The organism is Arthrobacter sp. Rue61a (assembly GCF_000294695.2).
Lineage (GTDB): Bacteria > Actinomycetota > Actinomycetes > Actinomycetales > Micrococcaceae > Arthrobacter > Arthrobacter aurescens_A.
Map to the genome: position 1 here is coordinate 2,423,799 of NC_018531.1, position 15,769 is coordinate 2,439,567.

Annotated in this window: 14 protein-coding genes; 6 read left to right on the top strand and 8 right to left on the bottom strand. The window is 63.3% G+C overall.

Annotated elements, in window-relative coordinates; all coding sequences use genetic code 11:
* Window positions 1-18: 18 nt before the first annotated feature.
* Window positions 19-1,650: an amidohydrolase gene (locus ARUE_RS10990; RefSeq protein WP_014921844.1), complete on the bottom strand. Its 1,632-nt coding sequence runs from the start codon at window positions 1,648-1,650 to the stop codon at window positions 19-21.
* Window positions 1,640-3,097 (bottom strand): APC family permease, encoded by a 1,458-nt coding sequence (locus ARUE_RS10995; protein ID WP_014921845.1) that lies wholly within the window; start codon window positions 3,095-3,097, stop codon window positions 1,640-1,642. Before ARUE_RS10995 ends, ARUE_RS10990 begins: the two co-directional genes overlap by 11 nt.
* A 159-nt stretch (window positions 3,098-3,256) precedes the next feature.
* Here ARUE_RS10995 and ARUE_RS11000 point away from each other — a divergent pair, with 159 nt between their 5' ends.
* From ARUE_RS11000 to ARUE_RS11010, 3 genes are all read left to right on the top strand, one after another.
* The gene (locus ARUE_RS11000; protein ID WP_014921846.1) at window positions 3,257-3,874 is read left to right on the top strand and encodes a TetR/AcrR family transcriptional regulator C-terminal domain-containing protein; all 618 of its coding nucleotides are present in this window, start codon (window positions 3,257-3,259) and stop codon (window positions 3,872-3,874) included.
* A gap of 31 nt (window positions 3,875-3,905) precedes the next feature.
* The gene (locus ARUE_RS11005; protein WP_238324604.1) at window positions 3,906-4,640 is read left to right on the top strand and encodes a M50 family metallopeptidase; all 735 of its coding nucleotides are present in this window, start codon (window positions 3,906-3,908) and stop codon (window positions 4,638-4,640) included.
* A 159-nt stretch (window positions 4,641-4,799) separates the two neighbouring features.
* The gene (locus ARUE_RS11010) at window positions 4,800-6,905 is read left to right on the top strand and encodes an elongation factor G-like protein EF-G2 (protein WP_081589137.1); all 2,106 of its coding nucleotides are present in this window, start codon (window positions 4,800-4,802) and stop codon (window positions 6,903-6,905) included.
* A 2-nt stretch (window positions 6,906-6,907) separates the two neighbouring features.
* On the opposite strand, the gene ARUE_RS11015 is transcribed toward ARUE_RS11010, so the two are convergent.
* Entirely contained in the window at window positions 6,908-7,573 is a 666-nt protein-coding gene (locus tag ARUE_RS11015) for an alpha/beta hydrolase family protein (RefSeq protein WP_043471310.1), read from the bottom strand.
* A gap of 76 nt (window positions 7,574-7,649) precedes the next feature.
* Here ARUE_RS11015 and ligD point away from each other — a divergent pair, with 76 nt between their 5' ends.
* Window positions 7,650-8,675 carry a non-homologous end-joining DNA ligase gene (ligD, locus tag ARUE_RS11020; RefSeq protein WP_043470242.1) on the top strand — a complete coding sequence of 342 codons (1,026 nt, stop codon included), beginning with the start codon at window positions 7,650-7,652 and terminating at the stop codon, window positions 8,673-8,675.
* A gap of 312 nt (window positions 8,676-8,987) precedes the next feature.
* The gene (locus ARUE_RS11025) at window positions 8,988-9,908 is read left to right on the top strand and encodes a serine hydrolase domain-containing protein (protein WP_286139615.1); all 921 of its coding nucleotides are present in this window, start codon (window positions 8,988-8,990) and stop codon (window positions 9,906-9,908) included.
* Window positions 9,909-9,933: 25 nt separating this feature from the next.
* On the opposite strand, the gene ARUE_RS11030 is transcribed toward ARUE_RS11025, so the two are convergent.
* The 5 genes from ARUE_RS11030 to ARUE_RS11050 form a co-directional block, all read right to left on the bottom strand.
* Window positions 9,934-10,554, bottom strand: a complete 621-nt coding sequence (locus tag ARUE_RS11030; protein WP_011774738.1) for an L-threonylcarbamoyladenylate synthase — start codon at window positions 10,552-10,554, stop codon at window positions 9,934-9,936.
* 20 nt (window positions 10,555-10,574) lie between these two features.
* Window positions 10,575-11,435, bottom strand: a complete 861-nt coding sequence (locus tag ARUE_RS11035) for an ABC transporter permease (RefSeq protein ID WP_011774739.1) — start codon at window positions 11,433-11,435, stop codon at window positions 10,575-10,577.
* Window positions 11,419-12,423 (bottom strand): ABC transporter ATP-binding protein, encoded by a 1,005-nt coding sequence (locus tag ARUE_RS11040; protein ID WP_014921851.1) that lies wholly within the window; start codon window positions 12,421-12,423, stop codon window positions 11,419-11,421. Before ARUE_RS11040 ends, ARUE_RS11035 begins: the two co-directional genes overlap by 17 nt.
* Entirely contained in the window at window positions 12,420-13,532 is a 1,113-nt protein-coding gene (locus ARUE_RS11045; protein ID WP_014921852.1) for a LolA family protein, read from the bottom strand. The genes ARUE_RS11040 and ARUE_RS11045 overlap by 4 nt, the downstream gene beginning before the upstream one ends.
* Window positions 13,533-13,685: 153 nt before the next feature.
* Window positions 13,686-14,594, bottom strand: a complete 909-nt coding sequence (locus ARUE_RS11050; protein WP_014921853.1) for an N-acetylglucosamine kinase — start codon at window positions 14,592-14,594, stop codon at window positions 13,686-13,688.
* A 300-nt stretch (window positions 14,595-14,894) separates the two neighbouring features.
* Here ARUE_RS11050 and ARUE_RS11060 point away from each other — a divergent pair, with 300 nt between their 5' ends.
* Entirely contained in the window at window positions 14,895-15,626 is a 732-nt protein-coding gene (locus ARUE_RS11060; RefSeq protein ID WP_014921855.1) for a GntR family transcriptional regulator, read from the top strand.
* Window positions 15,627-15,769: the final 143 nt, after the last annotated feature.

A 15,769-nucleotide genomic window follows, 5' to 3' on the forward strand; every position in this document is an offset into this window, starting at 1 on the left:
GTGCTCGGGACGCGGCAGTTACGCGAGCCGCTCCAGGAGGAACTGGAGCTCGCCGTCCACGATCGTCCCCAGGACATTGCTGGCGGCGAACTCGTCCGGAGCCGTGGTCAGGGGATCGAGTTCGAACGCCGTGAAGTCTGCCCGCTTGCCCACCGTGATCGATCCCGAAACTTCCCACAGCCCCGCAGCTTTCGCCGCATGCGAGGTGTAACCCTCAAGGGCTTGGAGTGCCGTGAGGGCCTGGGATGGGGCGATGGGTTCCTGCTCCGGCGCTCCGGATCGGCGCCGCAGCTGTGCGTCCGCCATGATCGGAAGCGGCTCGTAGGGTGCGATCGGCCAGTCAGAGCCGATACCCAAGGTCACCCCGGCCTCGCGAAGGTCCCGGCACCGCCAGGCCCGGTCGGCGCGCTCATTCCCCAAGCGCATGGACCAGTTGTCACTGTGGTCCGCCAGGGAGTAGTGCGTGCAGTGGGTCGGCTGCATGCTGGCTACGACGCCCGTGCCCTTGAATCGGGCTACCAGCTCGTCCGGCACTGTTTCGATGTGCTCGATCCTGTGGACGGTCCGGCGCAGGACATCTGCCGGAACAACGGTGGCCAGGGACTCCAGAGCGTCCAACACATGTTCAACGCCGGCATCGCCGATTGCATGCGTCGCCGTCGGGATGCCCCGGGAGGCAAAGTAGCTGACAGCAGCGGAGTATTCTTCGGGTCGCGGCCAGAACGATGCCGTGGATTGACCGTAGAGGTCCGGTTCGTAGAGCCAGGCAGTCCCGTTGTCTACGGTTCCATCGACGAAGAGCTTGATGGCTTCAATGGACCACCTGCGGCCGCCCTTCCCCAAGGTTCGGGCCAGCGACTTCCAGTCGTTCTCATCGCTGCCCGGCATGCACCACGGAGCGGTTCGAAGCCGCAGCGGCAGCTCCCCATCGGCCTCCAGGGCCTGGAAGAGGGCCGACGATTCCTCGCTATGGTCCATGACATGGCCGCCGGTAAGCCCTGCGCGGGCGAAGTCCCTGAGGAGCGCGGCAAGCCTCGACTTGCGCTCCTCGAAGGTCTCCCGGGGAATGTGGCTTTGGATGAGTTCCATCGCCGCCGCCTCAACAAGGAAACCAGTGGGCCGTCCGTCGGCGTCGCACACCACCTCGGAGGCCTGGTCAAACTGGTACCGTCCATGGACACCGGCCACTTCAAGCGCCCGGCTGTTCACCAGCGCTGAGTGCCCGTCGAACAACCGGATCATGGCGGGCTTGCCGTTGCTGACGTCGTCCAGGACGCTGCGGTGCAGCGGCACCGTACCGAAAGCGTTCGGGTTCAGTCCCCAGCCACGCAACCAGCCGTCGTCGTGGCTTGCTTCTGTCAGCAGGAGTGACCGGACTTCATTCAGCGTCGAAGCCCCGGAGAGATCCACGCCGATAGTGAGGTCCAAACCGAACACGGGGTGGATATGGCAGTCCACCAGGCCCGGTGTCAGCGTTGCGCTGCCGAGGTCCACCATGCGGGTGCCGGCCTGGCGCCATGCTTGGGCGTCCTGACGGCTTCCGACGGCGGCAATCAACCCGCCGCTGACTGCGACGGTCTGGATGGGCTCGGCATGTCGGTTGTCCAGGGTGTGGATGGTGTCCGCAAGGACGATGAGGTCAGGAGTCATGGGTTTCAAAGCTTCCAATCCGGGCGAAGACGTCAGGGCGGGTGGTGCGCAGTCTGCGGGCAATCAGCAGGCCCGCAAGGAAAACAAGAGGGGCGACCAGGAGCAGGATGGTGTTGGTTAGAGCATCCGCAAAGGTGAGTAGTTCGATGTTGATGGCGATCAGTGCCACCACACCGAAGAGCAGGATGGCCGAGGCCACGCTCAGGGGAATGAGGAAACGGTTGGTGGCTGCGGCGCGGTTGCGTCGCAGGTAGATGAACGCTGCAACGGACACCAGACCCTGCAGGGCCACAATGCCAACGATGCCGGGGGTGTTGACCCAAATCAGCAGTTGCTTGTACGGGTCCGCGCCGGCGATGGCGCACATGATGATGACGACGGCGGCCAAGATAGTCTGGATCTGCCCGGCACGATGTGGGGACTTGTACTTGGGGTGGGTCCTGCCGAGGAAAGCGGGGAGCACGCCGTCCTTGGCCAGCATGTACACGTAGCGGTTGATGGCGTTGTGGAAGGCCAGTTGCGAGGCATAAACACTGGTCACGATCAGCACATACATGACCACCTCGGCCCAGGGGCCCACGTATTGGTTGATGGTGGCGAAGAACATCCCATCGGCCAGTTCGCCGGCAGCTGCAACCACGTTTCCGTCACCGTAGGCCTGGATGACGGTCCAGACAATGAAGGCATAGAACACGGACATGAAACCCACTGCGATGTAAGTTGCCCGGGGGACGGACTTGTCCGGATTACGCGCTTCACGGCGGTACAGCACGGTTGATTCGAAGCCCATGAAGGCAGCGAAACAGATAGCCAGGATGGCAAGGACTCCAGGGGTGAAGGCATGCTCCGGGGAGAACGAGGTGAAACTGATGCCTTCCGCACCGCCGCGGGCAAGGATGCCGACGCCCATGATTGCCAGGATGGCGGTCTCGGCAATAAGCAGGACGCCGAGTACCTTGGCGCCGACGTCGATGCCCCGGTATCCGAGAAACCAGACGGCCGCGATGGCCACCAGGGCAACGGCGGGCCATGGCACATCCATACCAAAGAGTGCGAGGAGCATGGCTTGTGTTTGGACGGCGAACAATCCATAGACGCCGATTTGCAGGCAGTTGTAGGACACGATCGCCAGGATGGCTGAGGCCAGGCCCACGGTTTTGCCCATGGCCAAGGTGATGTAGGTGTAGAAGCCACCGGCGGCTTTAACGTGTTTGGTCAGGGCCATGAAGGAGACAGCGAAGACCAGCAGGACTGCGCCGGCAATGACGTAGCCCATGGGGGCGCCTATGCCCCCAACTCCGATGGCCACGGGCGCCACGCCGGCCATCACGGTCAGGGGAGCTGCTGCGGAGATCACCAGGAAGGCGATACCGCCGGTGCCTATGGCATTTCGTTTGAGCCCATTCCCGGCATCAGCTGCCGGGGGTCGGGTTTCGAGGTCAGACATGGGGATCCTCTGGGGTGTTCGGGGAGGGAAGATTCTCGGGGAGCCATCAATAAAGCGAAAGGCTTTCGTTTATGGTAGATCCTTGTGACCCGCCGCACAACACTCCGACGCAAAGTTCTGGCTAGAGTCGTAACAACAACCTTGAATGGAGACACCCGTATGGCACGCCCGCTGGTCCCGCTGATATCCATCGACGCACTCGTCACCGCTGCCTTGGAGCTGGTGGACGAGGCAGGGGACTTCAGCCTGCCGAAACTGGCCAAACGGATCGGGGTCAGCCAGTCCTCCATCTACAACCACGTCAGCGGCCGGGAGGAGATCCTTGAGCTCATGCGTGGCCGGATCATCGCGGAAAGCCCGTACGTCTTGGAGGATGAGCAGGATTGGGAGGCTTCGCTTCGTGCCATCGTCCGGAGCTATCGTGATGCCTTCGCCCGCCATCCAAAACTCGCGCCGCTGCTGGTACTCCAGACGGTGCAGGATGACCAGGTCATGGCCCTGTACGAGAACCTGGCCGTGGCCCTCGAAACCGCGGGGTTCCGGGGCCGGGACGTGATGTCAGCGATTTCCACCATTGACAGTTTCGCGCTGGGCTTCGCTTTGGACTTGGCGGCACCGGACGTCGTCTGGGCACCACCCGCGCAGGGGTACCCCGCCCTCACCAATGCCTTGGCCCAGGCAGGACCCGCGGACGAGCGAGGCGAGGCAGCTTTCGAGTTCGGCCTGGAGATCCTCATCGCCGGACTGCACTCCCGTCTTCAGTCGACGGTGCTGTGAAGCAGACGGCAGAGGGGGCTTGGAAGGCGCAGTGAACCTCCTTCAAACCTGGTGGGACGCCGTGGTCCGCGGGTTCACCGACACCCACACCACCGCGGTGCCATTGCCAGCCCTGCTGGGCATACTCGCGTGCGCCGTCGTCTTGAGCATCCCGCGCGTCACGTGGCGCTGGTTCGGCCTCTACGTCACTTTTGTCCATGAGCTGGGCCACGCCTACGCCGCGCTCATGACGGGCCGTTTCGTCCATGGGCTCCGGATCGGACTCGACCATTCGGGCCGCCTTGTCAGTAGTGGCAGGAGCGCCTTCGGGGCAGCGTGGTCCGGATTCTGGGGCTACCCTGCACCCGCCGTGGTTGGTTTGTGCCTGATTGCCGCCTTCGCCGCCGGCCGCTCCGGCGCCGCTATGTCCATCGGGGCCTTGATCCTGCTGGTCTCGCTGATCTTCCTGAGGAACCTTACCGGGATCCTTGTAGCGGTGTTGAGCGCCACGATCGCCCAACTGCTGATCCTGTTCGCGACACCCACAACGGTCAACTACGTTGTGCTGGCTCTCGGAGTTGCCCTTTCCGTGGGCGGCGTCCGGGATTTGCTCAAGCTGGCCGGCGTGCACACCCGTCGCCGCGACCGGCTGGCGGCATCCGATGCCTTCATCCTCGGCCGCACCACGGGCGTACCCGCATTCGTTTGGCTGACCGGATTCACAACCGTGATCGCCGGATGCGCTGTAGCGTCGGCGTGGTTACTGTGGGGGATGCTCACCGTATAGGCCGTGGTGGATCCGCGGTCAGGGGTCCCGACGGCGATTGGCTGGCTTTCGTCCCCGCCAGCCCTTGCCCTGTGGTCGCTTCAGGGTGTCCAATCCTCTTTAACGTTCGAACTGGATGTGTTCGGACTCCGTGCCGGGATACAACACCAGGAGGTGCCCATGTCCGCGAAGGGCACGCGCGAAACGGCAAGAGGAACCGGACCTGGCACCGCGGAGGCCAGGCGCGGTGAGAACGGTGCTGCCCTGGCTGCAAGCGATCCAGCGAAGATCCGGAACGTGGCGCTCGTGGGACATTCGGGTGCAGGAAAATCGATGCTCGTGGAGTCGTTGCTCGCCGCAACCGGAGCCATCACCAGGATGGGCTCCATCAGCGAGGGCACCACGGTCAGTGATTCCGATCCTTCAGCCATCCATCAGCAAAGGTCAGTGACGTTGTCTGTCGCCCCGATTCTGGTGGGCGACGTAAAGGTCAACCTGATCGACACTCCCGGGTACACGGACTTCACCGGCGAACTGCGTGCAGGTTTGAGGGCCGCCGATGCGGCCCTTTTCGTTGTCTCGGCCATTGATGGCATTGACGGTGCCACCGTTGCTTTGTGGGGCGAGTGCGAGAAGATCCGGATGCCGCGTGCCGTGGTGGTCAGCAAACTGGACCATCCGCGCGCTGACTTCAGTGCCGCCGTCGTGCGTTGCCAGGAAGCGTTCGGCGAGTCGGTCCTCCCGCTGTACGTCCCGGCTGTTGGCAACGCCGGACTCATCGGTGTGCTCCATGGCGCCGCGGATGAGGACCAGACACCGGCTTCGGATGTCGAAGAAGCCAGGGGCCCGCTGATTGAGGGCATCATCGCGGAGAGCGAAGACGAAACCCTCATGGACCGGTACCTCGAGGGCGAAGAACTGCCTCTCGCGGACCTGATACAGGATCTTGAAACTGCTGTGGCACGGGCAAGCTTCTTTCCCGTCATGCCCACCTCGGCCGAAACCGGTTTGGGCCTTGCGGAACTTATGGCCCTGCTGACTGATGCCTTGCCATCGCCGTTGGAACGCATCAACCCCGCGGTCATGAAACTCGACGGTTCGTCACTGAAGCCTCTGGAGGGTGAGCCCACCGGGCGCCTTGCCGCGGAAGTTGTCCGAACCACTGTGGATCCCTTCCTTGGCCGTGTCTGCCTGGTCCGGGTCTTTTCGGGAACCCTCCGGGAGGATTCCTCGATCCATATCGGCGGCAGGGGATTGGCTGACAGGGGGCACGAGGATCATGACGCCGATGAACGCATCACGCATCTGTACTCGCCTGTTGGATCCAGCCTGAAGGCGGTTCCACAGTGCATTGCCGGTGACATCTGCGCCATCAGCAAGCTGGCCAGTGCCGAGACCGGGGACACGGTCTCAGACCGTGAGGCGCCGCTGCTGATCGAGACGTGGAACATGCCCGAGCCCCTGATGCCGGTAGCCATAGAGGGGGCATCCCGCAGTGATGAAGACGCGCTGGCCAAGAGCATCGGAAAGGTGGCGGCCGCCGATCCGACGCTGCGGTTGGAACGAAACCAGGACACGCACCAACTGATCCTGTGGTGCATGGGGGAGGCCCATGCAGAGGTGGTCCTGGACAGACTGCGTAGCCAGGGCGTCAAACTCCAGACCGTGGACGTGATCACTCCGCTCCGGGAAACCTTTGCCAGCAAGGCCGCCGGACACGGGCGGCATGTGAAGCAATCCGGTGGCCACGGGCAGTTCGCCATCTGCGACATCGAGGTGGAGCCCCTGGCCCGCGGCGGGGGCTTTGAATTCACCGACAGAATCGTTGGCGGTGCAATCCCCGGTACGTTTGTCACGTCAGTGGAAAAGGGTGTTCGCTCGCAAATGCTCAAGGGTGTGTCAGCGGGATTCCCCGTGGTGGACATCAAGGTGACGCTGGTGGGCGGAAAAACGCACAGCGTGGACTCGTCCGACGCAGCCTTCCAAGCTGCGGGTGCGTTGGCTCTCAGGGAAGCTGCCGCAACCGCCAAAATCCAACTGCTGGAACCCGTATCGTCCGTCGTCATCAGCGTTCCTGATGAATACGTGGGCGCCGTCATGAGCGATTTGTCCGGACGCCGGGGTCGCGTGACAGGCACAACCGCCGCAGACGGTGAGGGCACGGAAATCAGCGCCGAAGTCCCGGACCAAGAACTCCTGCGATACGCCATTGAACTCCGTGCCCTCACAGCAGGCACGGGGCGTTTCAGCCGGTCCTACCTTCGTCACGAACCCCTGCCGAAATAGGCCTAGGTGTTTGCCCGAAGGAAGGTTGCGACTTCCGGGGCGAGGGACGCCCCTACCTCGGCCGCACCACGCTTCACACCTTTGACAGCGAACGAATGGTCCCCGCCCTCGCTCCACTGAAGAGTCGCCGTCGGGCCTATTTTTTCCACCACACGCTCCAACAGTTCCGGCGTCGCGAACGTATCGCGGGTGCCTTGGAGAAAGAGCATCGGCACAGTGACGCCATAGAGGTGTTCGTCCCGGAGCTTCTCAGGCTTTCCGGGGGCGTGGAGTGGGTAGCCGAGGTACACGAGACCCCTTGCGGCCATCCCTTCAGCCACTGCCATGGAGGCCATGCGTCCACCGAACGATTTACCGGCAGCCCAGAGGGGCTCTCCTTGGCTTAGCTCCGCTGCTTTGTCCATCACTGCCCGCCAGGTAGCGATGGCCAGAGGAGGACGATCCGGGAAACGCCGGCCGGCCTCACGGTAGGGAAAGTTGAAGCGCAACGTGGCCACGCCTTCCTCGGCCATCGCCTCAGCGAAACCCTGCAGGAACGGGTGTTCCATTCCTGCTCCCGCGCCATGCGCCACCACCAGGGTGGCGGAGGGCTGCTTGGGCCGGATATGAAGGGCAGAGACTTCGGTTTCTCCCACAGCGACGTTCAAGGATGTTTCAGTGTTTGGCATGCATCCATCATTGCCCATCACGGCAAAACGCACTGGGGTGCTGACGCGCAGGGCATAAACGGGGTAGCTTGTGGCCATGGCGAGCGAAGCAACCACCGTTACTGTCCCTGGTCCCGACGGCCCGCGCGAGGTCAGGATCTCCAGTCCAAGCAGGGTGATGTGGCCCGAGGCGGGACTGACCAAACTGGATCTTGCCACGTACCTCATCGACGTCGGTGAGGCTTTTGTCGAGGCTAACGGGAACCGGCCCATCAGCCTCCAGCGTTACTCGGGCAACATTGAGGGTGAGATGTTCTTTTCCAAGAATCCGCCCAAGGGTGCCCCGGAGTACGTCCGTTCCGTGCCGGTGACCTACCCCAGCGCGCGTTCGCATCCCCAGTTGGTGATCGATGAGCCGGCGGCTGCAGTGTGGGCCGCGCAAATGAACACCGTGGTGTTCCACCCCTGGGCGTCCCGGGCCAACGATCCCGACAATCCCGACCAGCTCAGGATTGACCTTGATCCTCAACCCGGCACGGACTTCGATGACGCCATCCCTGCCGCCTTGGAACTTCGCACCGTGCTGGAAGAAGCCGGACTGACTGCGTTCATCAAGACCTCCGGAAACCGGGGGCTCCACGTCTACGCACCTATCCATCCGAAGCATGAATTCCTGGATGTCCGCCATGCCGTGATCGCCGCTGGACGCGAGTTGGAGCGGCGCATGCCGGAGAAGGTCACTACGGCCTGGTGGAAAGAGGAACGCGGTACGAGGATTTTCGTGGACTTCAACCAGGCCAACAGGGATCGAACCATTGCCGGGGCGTACAGCCCCCGCGCCGTCCCCACGGCCCAGGTGTCCTGCCCGTTGACGTGGGACGAACTGGAGAACGCCGATCCCGCGAAATACACCATCAAAACGGTCCCGGACCGCTTGGCAGAAGTAGGCGACCCCTGGGCGTCCATGCACGATCACCCGGGCGACATTGACGTGCTGTTGAAGTGGTGGGAGCGTGACGTCAAGAACGGTCAGGGGGAAATGCCATTCCCGCCGGAATTTCCCAAGATGCCGGGCGAGCCCATGCGCGTGCAGCCGAGCCGGGCACGCAAGCCCGAAGAGTAGGCCGGAGAAACTGAACCGGGAGAGCGTGTGCCGCGACCACCAGCTGAAAGGATCCAGAGGATTCCCCGGGCGTGCAGCTTGTTCCTCAGCGGTTTGTTCCTGAGCTGTTTGTTTCTGAGCGGGTGCACCGAAACCCCGGAGCCACGTCCGCTCCCGCCCACCACCGCTGCAGCGCTCCCGTCAACGCTCACGCCAACGGCTCAACCGCCGACGACAGGCCCTCCTCCCGGTCCAACCCCCGCGCCTGCTCCGGCGCCCTCGAACAGTGTTGTATTCACCCCAGCGTTCCAGGAGCTCCGTGCCACCCTTGAGTTGTTCTCGCGGGAGAAGCTGGATGAAGGGGCATCAGCCGTCCTCATCAAGGCAAAGGTCGGCCAGCAGGAATGGACGCTCGCAGAAGGAGTGCTCACCCGGGAGGGACGGGTTGCTGTCCAACCGGGTCACCGTTTCCATGTGGGGGAGCAGTTCCGGACGCTACTGGCTGTGTCAGTCATGAAACTCGTGGAAGAGGGCCGGCTGGGTTTGGACGACCCCCTGGCTGCCTACCTTCCCGGGTCAGTCTCGGCGGGCACAGCCGTGACCATACGCCAGCTCCTTGGCGACGTCGCGGACTTGCCTGCCGGCCTGGCTGCCTCAGAGCGCGCGCCTGGCGCTCCGGGACCCGATGCGTTGCTCGGCCTGGTGGTGGAGCAGCTTAGAGGCGTGCCGCTGGGTACCGTCCTGCGAACGGATGTCCTGACACCCTTGAACCTTCGTTCCACGGAGCTGCTGGATGCTAATTCAGCAATCCCGGATGATCTCGTCCACGGATACGTCCAGCTGGAGGGAGAAACCATGGACGTTACCCGCACCGGGCTCCAGGACGGGATCGCCAACGGAGGTCTGGTGTCCACTGTGGAGGATATCTCGGCGTTCCACACTGCGCTGCTGAGGGGTGAGTTGGTGCAGCCGGCGAGCCTTATCGCCATGAAGGGGACAGTGTTTGACGACTATGGCCTTGGCCTGGATCACTGGGATGACCGCTGCACCAACGGCTCCTACTACGGCCATGCCGGCGACGTTCCAGGGTATGGAAGCATTGCCATGAGCAGCGCCGACGGCAACCGCCAACTATCCATTTTCATGGCCTACCCGCCTCAGGCGGTGTCCACACAGCCGTCAGCCTTGGCACTTGAAATGACGGGCGTCGCCCAGGTTGCCCTGAATGCGGGATGCCGCTTCCAATTCCGGTGAACAGTCAAAAATAGTTCGGTGACGCTTATTCGAAGCGCGAAGGATCGCCGGTTCCGTACCGCACAACCTCGGCCACTCCGCTGGAGAAGTCGATCACGGTGGTGGGTTCCGAGCCGGTGTCTCCGGCATCGATGACGCCGTCCACTTGGTTATCCAAACGCTCCTTGATTTCCCAGCCCTGAGTCAACGGTTCTTCCTCATCCGGCAGCAGGAGCGTGCTGGAGAGCAAAGGCTCGCCCAGCTCGGCCAACAGCGCCTGGACCACACGGTGGTCAGGAATGCGCACGCCCACGGTTTTCTTTTTGGGGTGCAGAAGCCTTTTGGGAACTTCCTTGGTGGCCGGGAGGATGAAAGTGTAGCTGCCAGGGGTAACTGCTTTGATGCTCCTGAAGATGTCGTTGTCCAACATGACGAACTGACCCATCTGGGCGAAGTCCTTGCACACCAGCGTGAAATGGTGTTTGTCGTCCAGCTGCCTGATGGTCCTGATGCGGTCCAAAGCTTCCCTGTTTCCGATCTGGGCGCCCAGCGCGTAGCAGGAGTCAGTAGGGTAGGCGATCAAACCGCCGCCCTGGAGCATGTTCACCACTTGGCCGATGGCGCGTGGTTGGGGATCTTCCGGGTGCACGTCAAAGAATCTGGCCATGGAAAGAGCCTACGACAAAGCTATGACAAGACGTCCTTGTTGGAGAATTTTGCGTATGCCAGCGCGCCGCAAACCGCGATATAACCGGTTTGGAGGAGCGCATTCTCACCGAAGGAAGTCCACGAGATCGGCTGTCGCAGCAGATCCGCGAAACCCAGCCAGTGGTGGCTGAACAGCCACGGATGCAGCCACTCGAGCTGGGGCAGATTGTCGAGCACCTGCGATACCACGGAGAGCACGATGGTTGCAGCCATGGCCCCCACCGGAACGTCAGTGAAGGTTGAGATCAGCAGGCCGATCGCGGACAGGCCGAGCAGGGACACCGTAATGTAGGCGGCGATCAGCAGGGATCTCAACACCGACTCGCCAACGCTGATGGTGTTCCCGGACAGCAACGTCACCGGACCCACAGGAAAAAGTACGACGCCGGCCAAGGCGCCCGAGGCTGCTACGGTGGCTGTCGCAGCGAAACAGAAGGCAACGGCCCCGGCGTACTTCACCAGCAGCAAGCGAATGCGCCCGGCGGGAGCAAGGAGCAGGTACCGCAAGGTTCCCAGGTTCGCCTCCCCGGCGATCGTATCCCCGGCCACCACTCCGACAGTGAGTGGCAGGAACAAAGGAACACACACCACCAGGGCAGTGACCGCGACGAAGAGGCCGTTCTGGGTGATGCGGTCCAGAAACAAAGGCCCCCGGCCGGGAGTTGCAGGCCGGGCCGACAACTTGACTGCCACGGCAATCAGAATGGGCACCGCAGCGAGGGCGAGCAGCATGGCCCACGTGCGGAGCCTGCGGAACAGCACGGACAACTCGGAGCCCAATAGCGCCCATCCAACTCCAGCACGCTGAGGTGGTGCAGCAGTTTCAGCCGACAACGTCAAAACCCTCCCCGGTCAAGGACACGAAACGCTCTTCCAGGCTTGCGTTCTCCACGGTGAAGCCGCGGACCCGGACGCCGTCAGCAACCAATGCGGCCACGATCGCCTCGGGTTCATGTCCGTTGATGCCGGTACCCACCACCGCCGCGTTACCCCACGGGCTGCCGGTGCCTGGTGCTTCGCCGGGAACCAGGCCAAGGCGCGTCAACACACGGGACGCCAGTTCGACGTCGGGCGTTTGCACCACAACGTGTGCCTGCCCGGCAGACCGGAGCTCCTCCAGCGGCCCTTGGGCCACAAGTCGACCGGCGCTCATCACGCCCACATGGGTACACATCTGCTCCACCTCGGCGAGCAGGTGGCTGGAGACGAATACAGTGGTCCCGCCCGCAGCGAGGGAGCGAACCAGGCTGCGGACTTCACGGGTACCTTGGGGATCCAGGCCGTTGGTTGGTTCGTCGAGGACCAGCAACTCCCGCGGCCGGAGCATGGCGTTGGCCAGTCCGAGGCGCTGCTTCATGCCCAACGAGTAGGCACGGACCTTCTTGCGGGCTGCATGGCTGAGCCCTACGCGTTCAAGGGCGTCCTGAACGCGCTGCCGCCTGGTGGAAGACGACGCATGACGGTCGGCGGCATCCAGGCGCATCAAGTTACCCGTGCCTGAGAGGAAAGGATAGAAGCCGGGGCCCTCCACTAACGCCCCGACATCAGGGAGTACAGAAGCCAAAGCCAGTGGCATCTCCCGGCCAAGAACGCGGATGTCTCCGCTGTCCGCCGAAGCCAAGCCCAGCAGCAATCGGATGGTGGTGGTCTTCCCCGATCCATTCGGACCCAGGAATCCGAACACGGAGCCGCGGGGAACCGCCAGGTCAATTCCGTCGACGGCGGACCGGTGACCGAAGCGCTTCACCAACGCGCGCGTTTCTATGGCGAGATCAGACGAGCGGACGGGAGTCGCACCATGAGCGGCGGCTGTCCGGGGTTCGTTCACTGGGCGGCAGCGGCTGACTGAAGCCGTTCCAAAGGAACCATACCCGCATAGACGCGGCCGTCATCGAGAATCAGCACGCTCAGCAGCGACGTCGTCAACGCCCGGCCACCGTCAACAGGCTGCAAGGTTTGGGAGAGCTCGGGATTGGACGTGAACTCTGCGGGGGCAGAACCAGCGGGCAACGCGACCACGGAATCCCAACCCATACCCGTGACTGTGGCCCCCCGCGCCGGCGCATCGGGGGAGGGCGCATCGGGGGCAGGCGCATCGGCGGGGGGCTTCACCGGCAGTACCTTCTCATTAGCCGGCAGTACCTTCTCAGTGACCGTTGCTCCCGGTGGCGGGGTGAAGTCAAACAACGCAGTATCCGGCGTGGACAGGTCCAGCTGGGTGTATTCCAGTGAATACGCTGGTTCGGACTGGCCTTTGGCCCGCACCTCGACACCCAGCGGCAGACCGGTTTCGGAGTCGACGTCGATGGTCACCGAATCAACCAGGGTTTCAGTACTGCGGGGGTTAAGAGTCAAAGAGTAAGCGCTGCGGCCAGCCACCGTTGAGGCCTCAGCAACGGTCACCTCCGTGCTGGCATCAATGGCTGCAATGAAACGGCTGGCCATGGCCTCCGGCGTCGGCATGTCCGGACGGGTCGGCTTGGCGGGAAGGGACTTCAGTTCCGCCAGGGACGGAACCGGCACGGTCAGATGCGTGGCGCTGTTGTCCCTTGAGTTGTAGAACCAGGCGTCTCCGCCGTTGACTACCACGTCACGCTCGGCCATCTGGTCCAGGATTTGTACCCGCGCCCGCAGGGGCCCGTCTACATACACCCTGGCCGTGTGGGAGCCCGTCAGGAACTCAAGGGCAGAGGCGGCGCCCGAAGTGATGCCCGGACCTGATGCGGGGACTTCCGGAAGCCCCAACTCCGCGGTCTGCTCCACCGTGCCGGACAACGCCCGCACCTCGGTGCGCGCCACCATGGCCAGAATCTCTTCAGCGGTCTTTAGCGGAAGAGAAACGGCAGCGCCGGCTTGCACCGAACCGAAGAGGACAGCCATTGCCAAGGCAAGGGGAATGAAGAGAGCTGGCAGCCACCGCTGCCTGGCCCGCGCCACTGCTACCAACCACCGCTCGTGAGAGGCATGAATCCAGACTACTCCGGTTGGGTGCGGCGATCACCTGCCCGTATCGGTCCTGAATAAGCCGGCCCAGTCCTGCATTAGCCGGCCCAGTCCTGCATTAGCCGGCCCAGTCCTGCATAAGCCGGCTCAGTCCTGAATCAGGCGACGGGCCAATTCCACCGCTCCATGGACCGGAGGCTGCGCCAGGATGCGGATCGTGGACGGATCCTCCAAGGAAACCTTGCGGGCCACCGCCCCGGCGAGTTGGCTCTGATTCACCAACAATGCACCAGCCATGACCAACGGCAGGTCCAGTCCCAGCTCGCCCATGACCTGCCGGGCAAGCGTGGCCAGCGAATGCGCGGCCTCCGCCTGGATGCGCAATGCCGCGGGATCGCCCTCCGCGGCCAGGTCCAGGACAAGCGGAGCCAAACCGGCCCAATGGTCGGGTTCGGGTTTGGCGTAGAAGGCGTCCATGAGCTGCAAAGCGTCCACGCTCGCCGTCGCTGCCATCACTGCCTTGACCAGGGTGCCGGGTTCCAGCCCGGCATAGTACTCCCGGAGCGCCTCACGGACGGCATCCCGCACCACCGAGTAACCGCCGCCCTCGTCGCCCAGCAGGTACCCGTAGCCTCCGCTGCGGGCCTCCCGTCCGTCACGGCTCCGGCCCCACGCCACCGAGCCGGTGCCCGCAACCAAGACGGCTCCGGCGTCGAGACCTGATGCTGCCAGCACAATGCGGGTGTCATGGACAACGTCGATCCTGGCACCGGGAAAATGCTCCGTGAGCAAGGCGGACAGGACTGCCCGGCTTGCCGGGGTATCCGCTCCGGCGGCTCCTGCACAAACGGCCTCGATTCCGCCGCCCACACTCGCCGCGATCCGGCGCAGCACGGCGTCGGCACCTTGGTGCCCCACGGAGGACAGGTTTGCGCTGGCTTCGGTAATTTCGACGCCGGAGCCTCCTTGGGAGCCCGCATCGCCTCGCGCTGCATCGGAGCGGACGGCGTGCGTCTTGGAGCCACCGATGTGAAGGCCCAGAACGGCGGGCGTCACAGGATTCCCGCCGGTTCAGTGGTCTTTTGCGATGACGCGTGTGTGGTCTCAACTTCAGGCCACTCGCGGCCGTTTCGCCGGAACTGCTGTGTTTTCTCCAACTGGCGTCCCTTCGTTTCGGATGCGAACCTTCGGATAAACATAAACCCGAGGATAGCCAGTACTCCGAACACTGCGTGCAGGATCGGCATCTTTGTCCTTGGTTGTGTGGAAAAGTATGGTCTTCGGGAGTGTTTCCGAGATTGGTTTAGACCAACGTGACAAGATTGGCATAGACCAATGATGTTGTCTAGAAGTAGGATGTCCAATATGTCCAGTGATGTCGCGCATGCAACCCCCAAGTACTACGTCCTCAAGACCGAGGTACTCCGGCTGATGGCGGGTCTTCAGCCAGGCACGCTCATTCCTACCGAGCGTGCCCTGGCCGAAAAGTACGGGACATCCAGGACCACCGTCAGGCAGGCCATCAGCGAGCTGGTGGCTGAGGGGAAACTGGGCCGCATCCAAGGTCACGGCACCTTCGTAGCACCGCCAAAGGTGACGCACGTCCGGCAGCTGACCTCATTTTCTGATGACGCCCGTACCCAAGGCATGCGGCCGGACTCCACCCTGGTTGCCCTCAACGTGGTTGGTTCCGATGCTGAGATTGCCGCCCGCTTAGGGCTCGATCAAGGCGAGCCGGTGACCCGGCTTGAGCGCATCCGTTTGATAGAGGGAGAACCGCTGGCGCATGAGGTCGCCTGGCTTCCCGGCAAGCTGCCGCGGTTCAAGTCCAACCTGGCCAAGGCGGGGTCGCTCTATGCCGTCCTGGCTGACGTCTACGGGGTCCATATAGCCGACGTTGAGGACACGGTGGAGACAGCACTGGCCGGTCCGGAGGATGTCAGGCTGCTGGGAATCGAGATGGGAGCCCCGCTGTTGGTGGTCCACCGCCTGGCCCGGGATGCGGCGGGGGCGCCGGTGGAATGGACTCGCAGCGCATTTCGCGGTGACAGGTTCCGGTTCGTGTCGCGCGTAAAGGCAGGGAGCTAAAGTGGACAACTCATCCTCGGGCGGGTCGGTCATCTACCCCGTGGCCGACTCGGCGGGCGCGTTCGGGAACGTCCCGCAGGTCTTCGCAGCGGCAGTTGGGCTTCAAAACACCCATCGAAGATCTTGGGGAGCCGTATTGGTGG

Excerpts from the sequence above, each read along its gene's own strand:
- ARUE_RS10995 (WP_014921845.1), bottom strand. The coding sequence starts at position 3,097 with ATGTCTGACCTCGAAACCCGACCCCCGGCAGCTGATGCCGGGAATGGG.
- ARUE_RS11015 (WP_043471310.1), bottom strand. The coding sequence starts at position 7,573 with ATGCCAAACACTGAAACATCCTTGAACGTCGCTGTGGGAGAAACCGAA.
- ARUE_RS11000 (WP_014921846.1), top strand. The coding sequence starts at position 3,257 with ATGGCACGCCCGCTGGTCCCGCTGATATCCATCGACGCACTCGTCACC.
- ARUE_RS11060 (WP_014921855.1), top strand. The coding sequence starts at position 14,895 with ATGTCCAATATGTCCAGTGATGTCGCGCATGCAACCCCCAAGTACTAC.
- ARUE_RS10990 (WP_014921844.1), bottom strand. The coding sequence starts at position 1,650 with ATGACTCCTGACCTCATCGTCCTTGCGGACACCATCCACACCCTGGAC.
- ARUE_RS11030 (WP_011774738.1), bottom strand. The coding sequence starts at position 10,554 with ATGGCCAGATTCTTTGACGTGCACCCGGAAGATCCCCAACCACGCGCC.
- ARUE_RS11010 (WP_081589137.1), top strand. The coding sequence starts at position 4,800 with ATGTCCGCGAAGGGCACGCGCGAAACGGCAAGAGGAACCGGACCTGGC.
- ligD (WP_043470242.1), top strand. The coding sequence starts at position 7,650 with ATGGCGAGCGAAGCAACCACCGTTACTGTCCCTGGTCCCGACGGCCCG.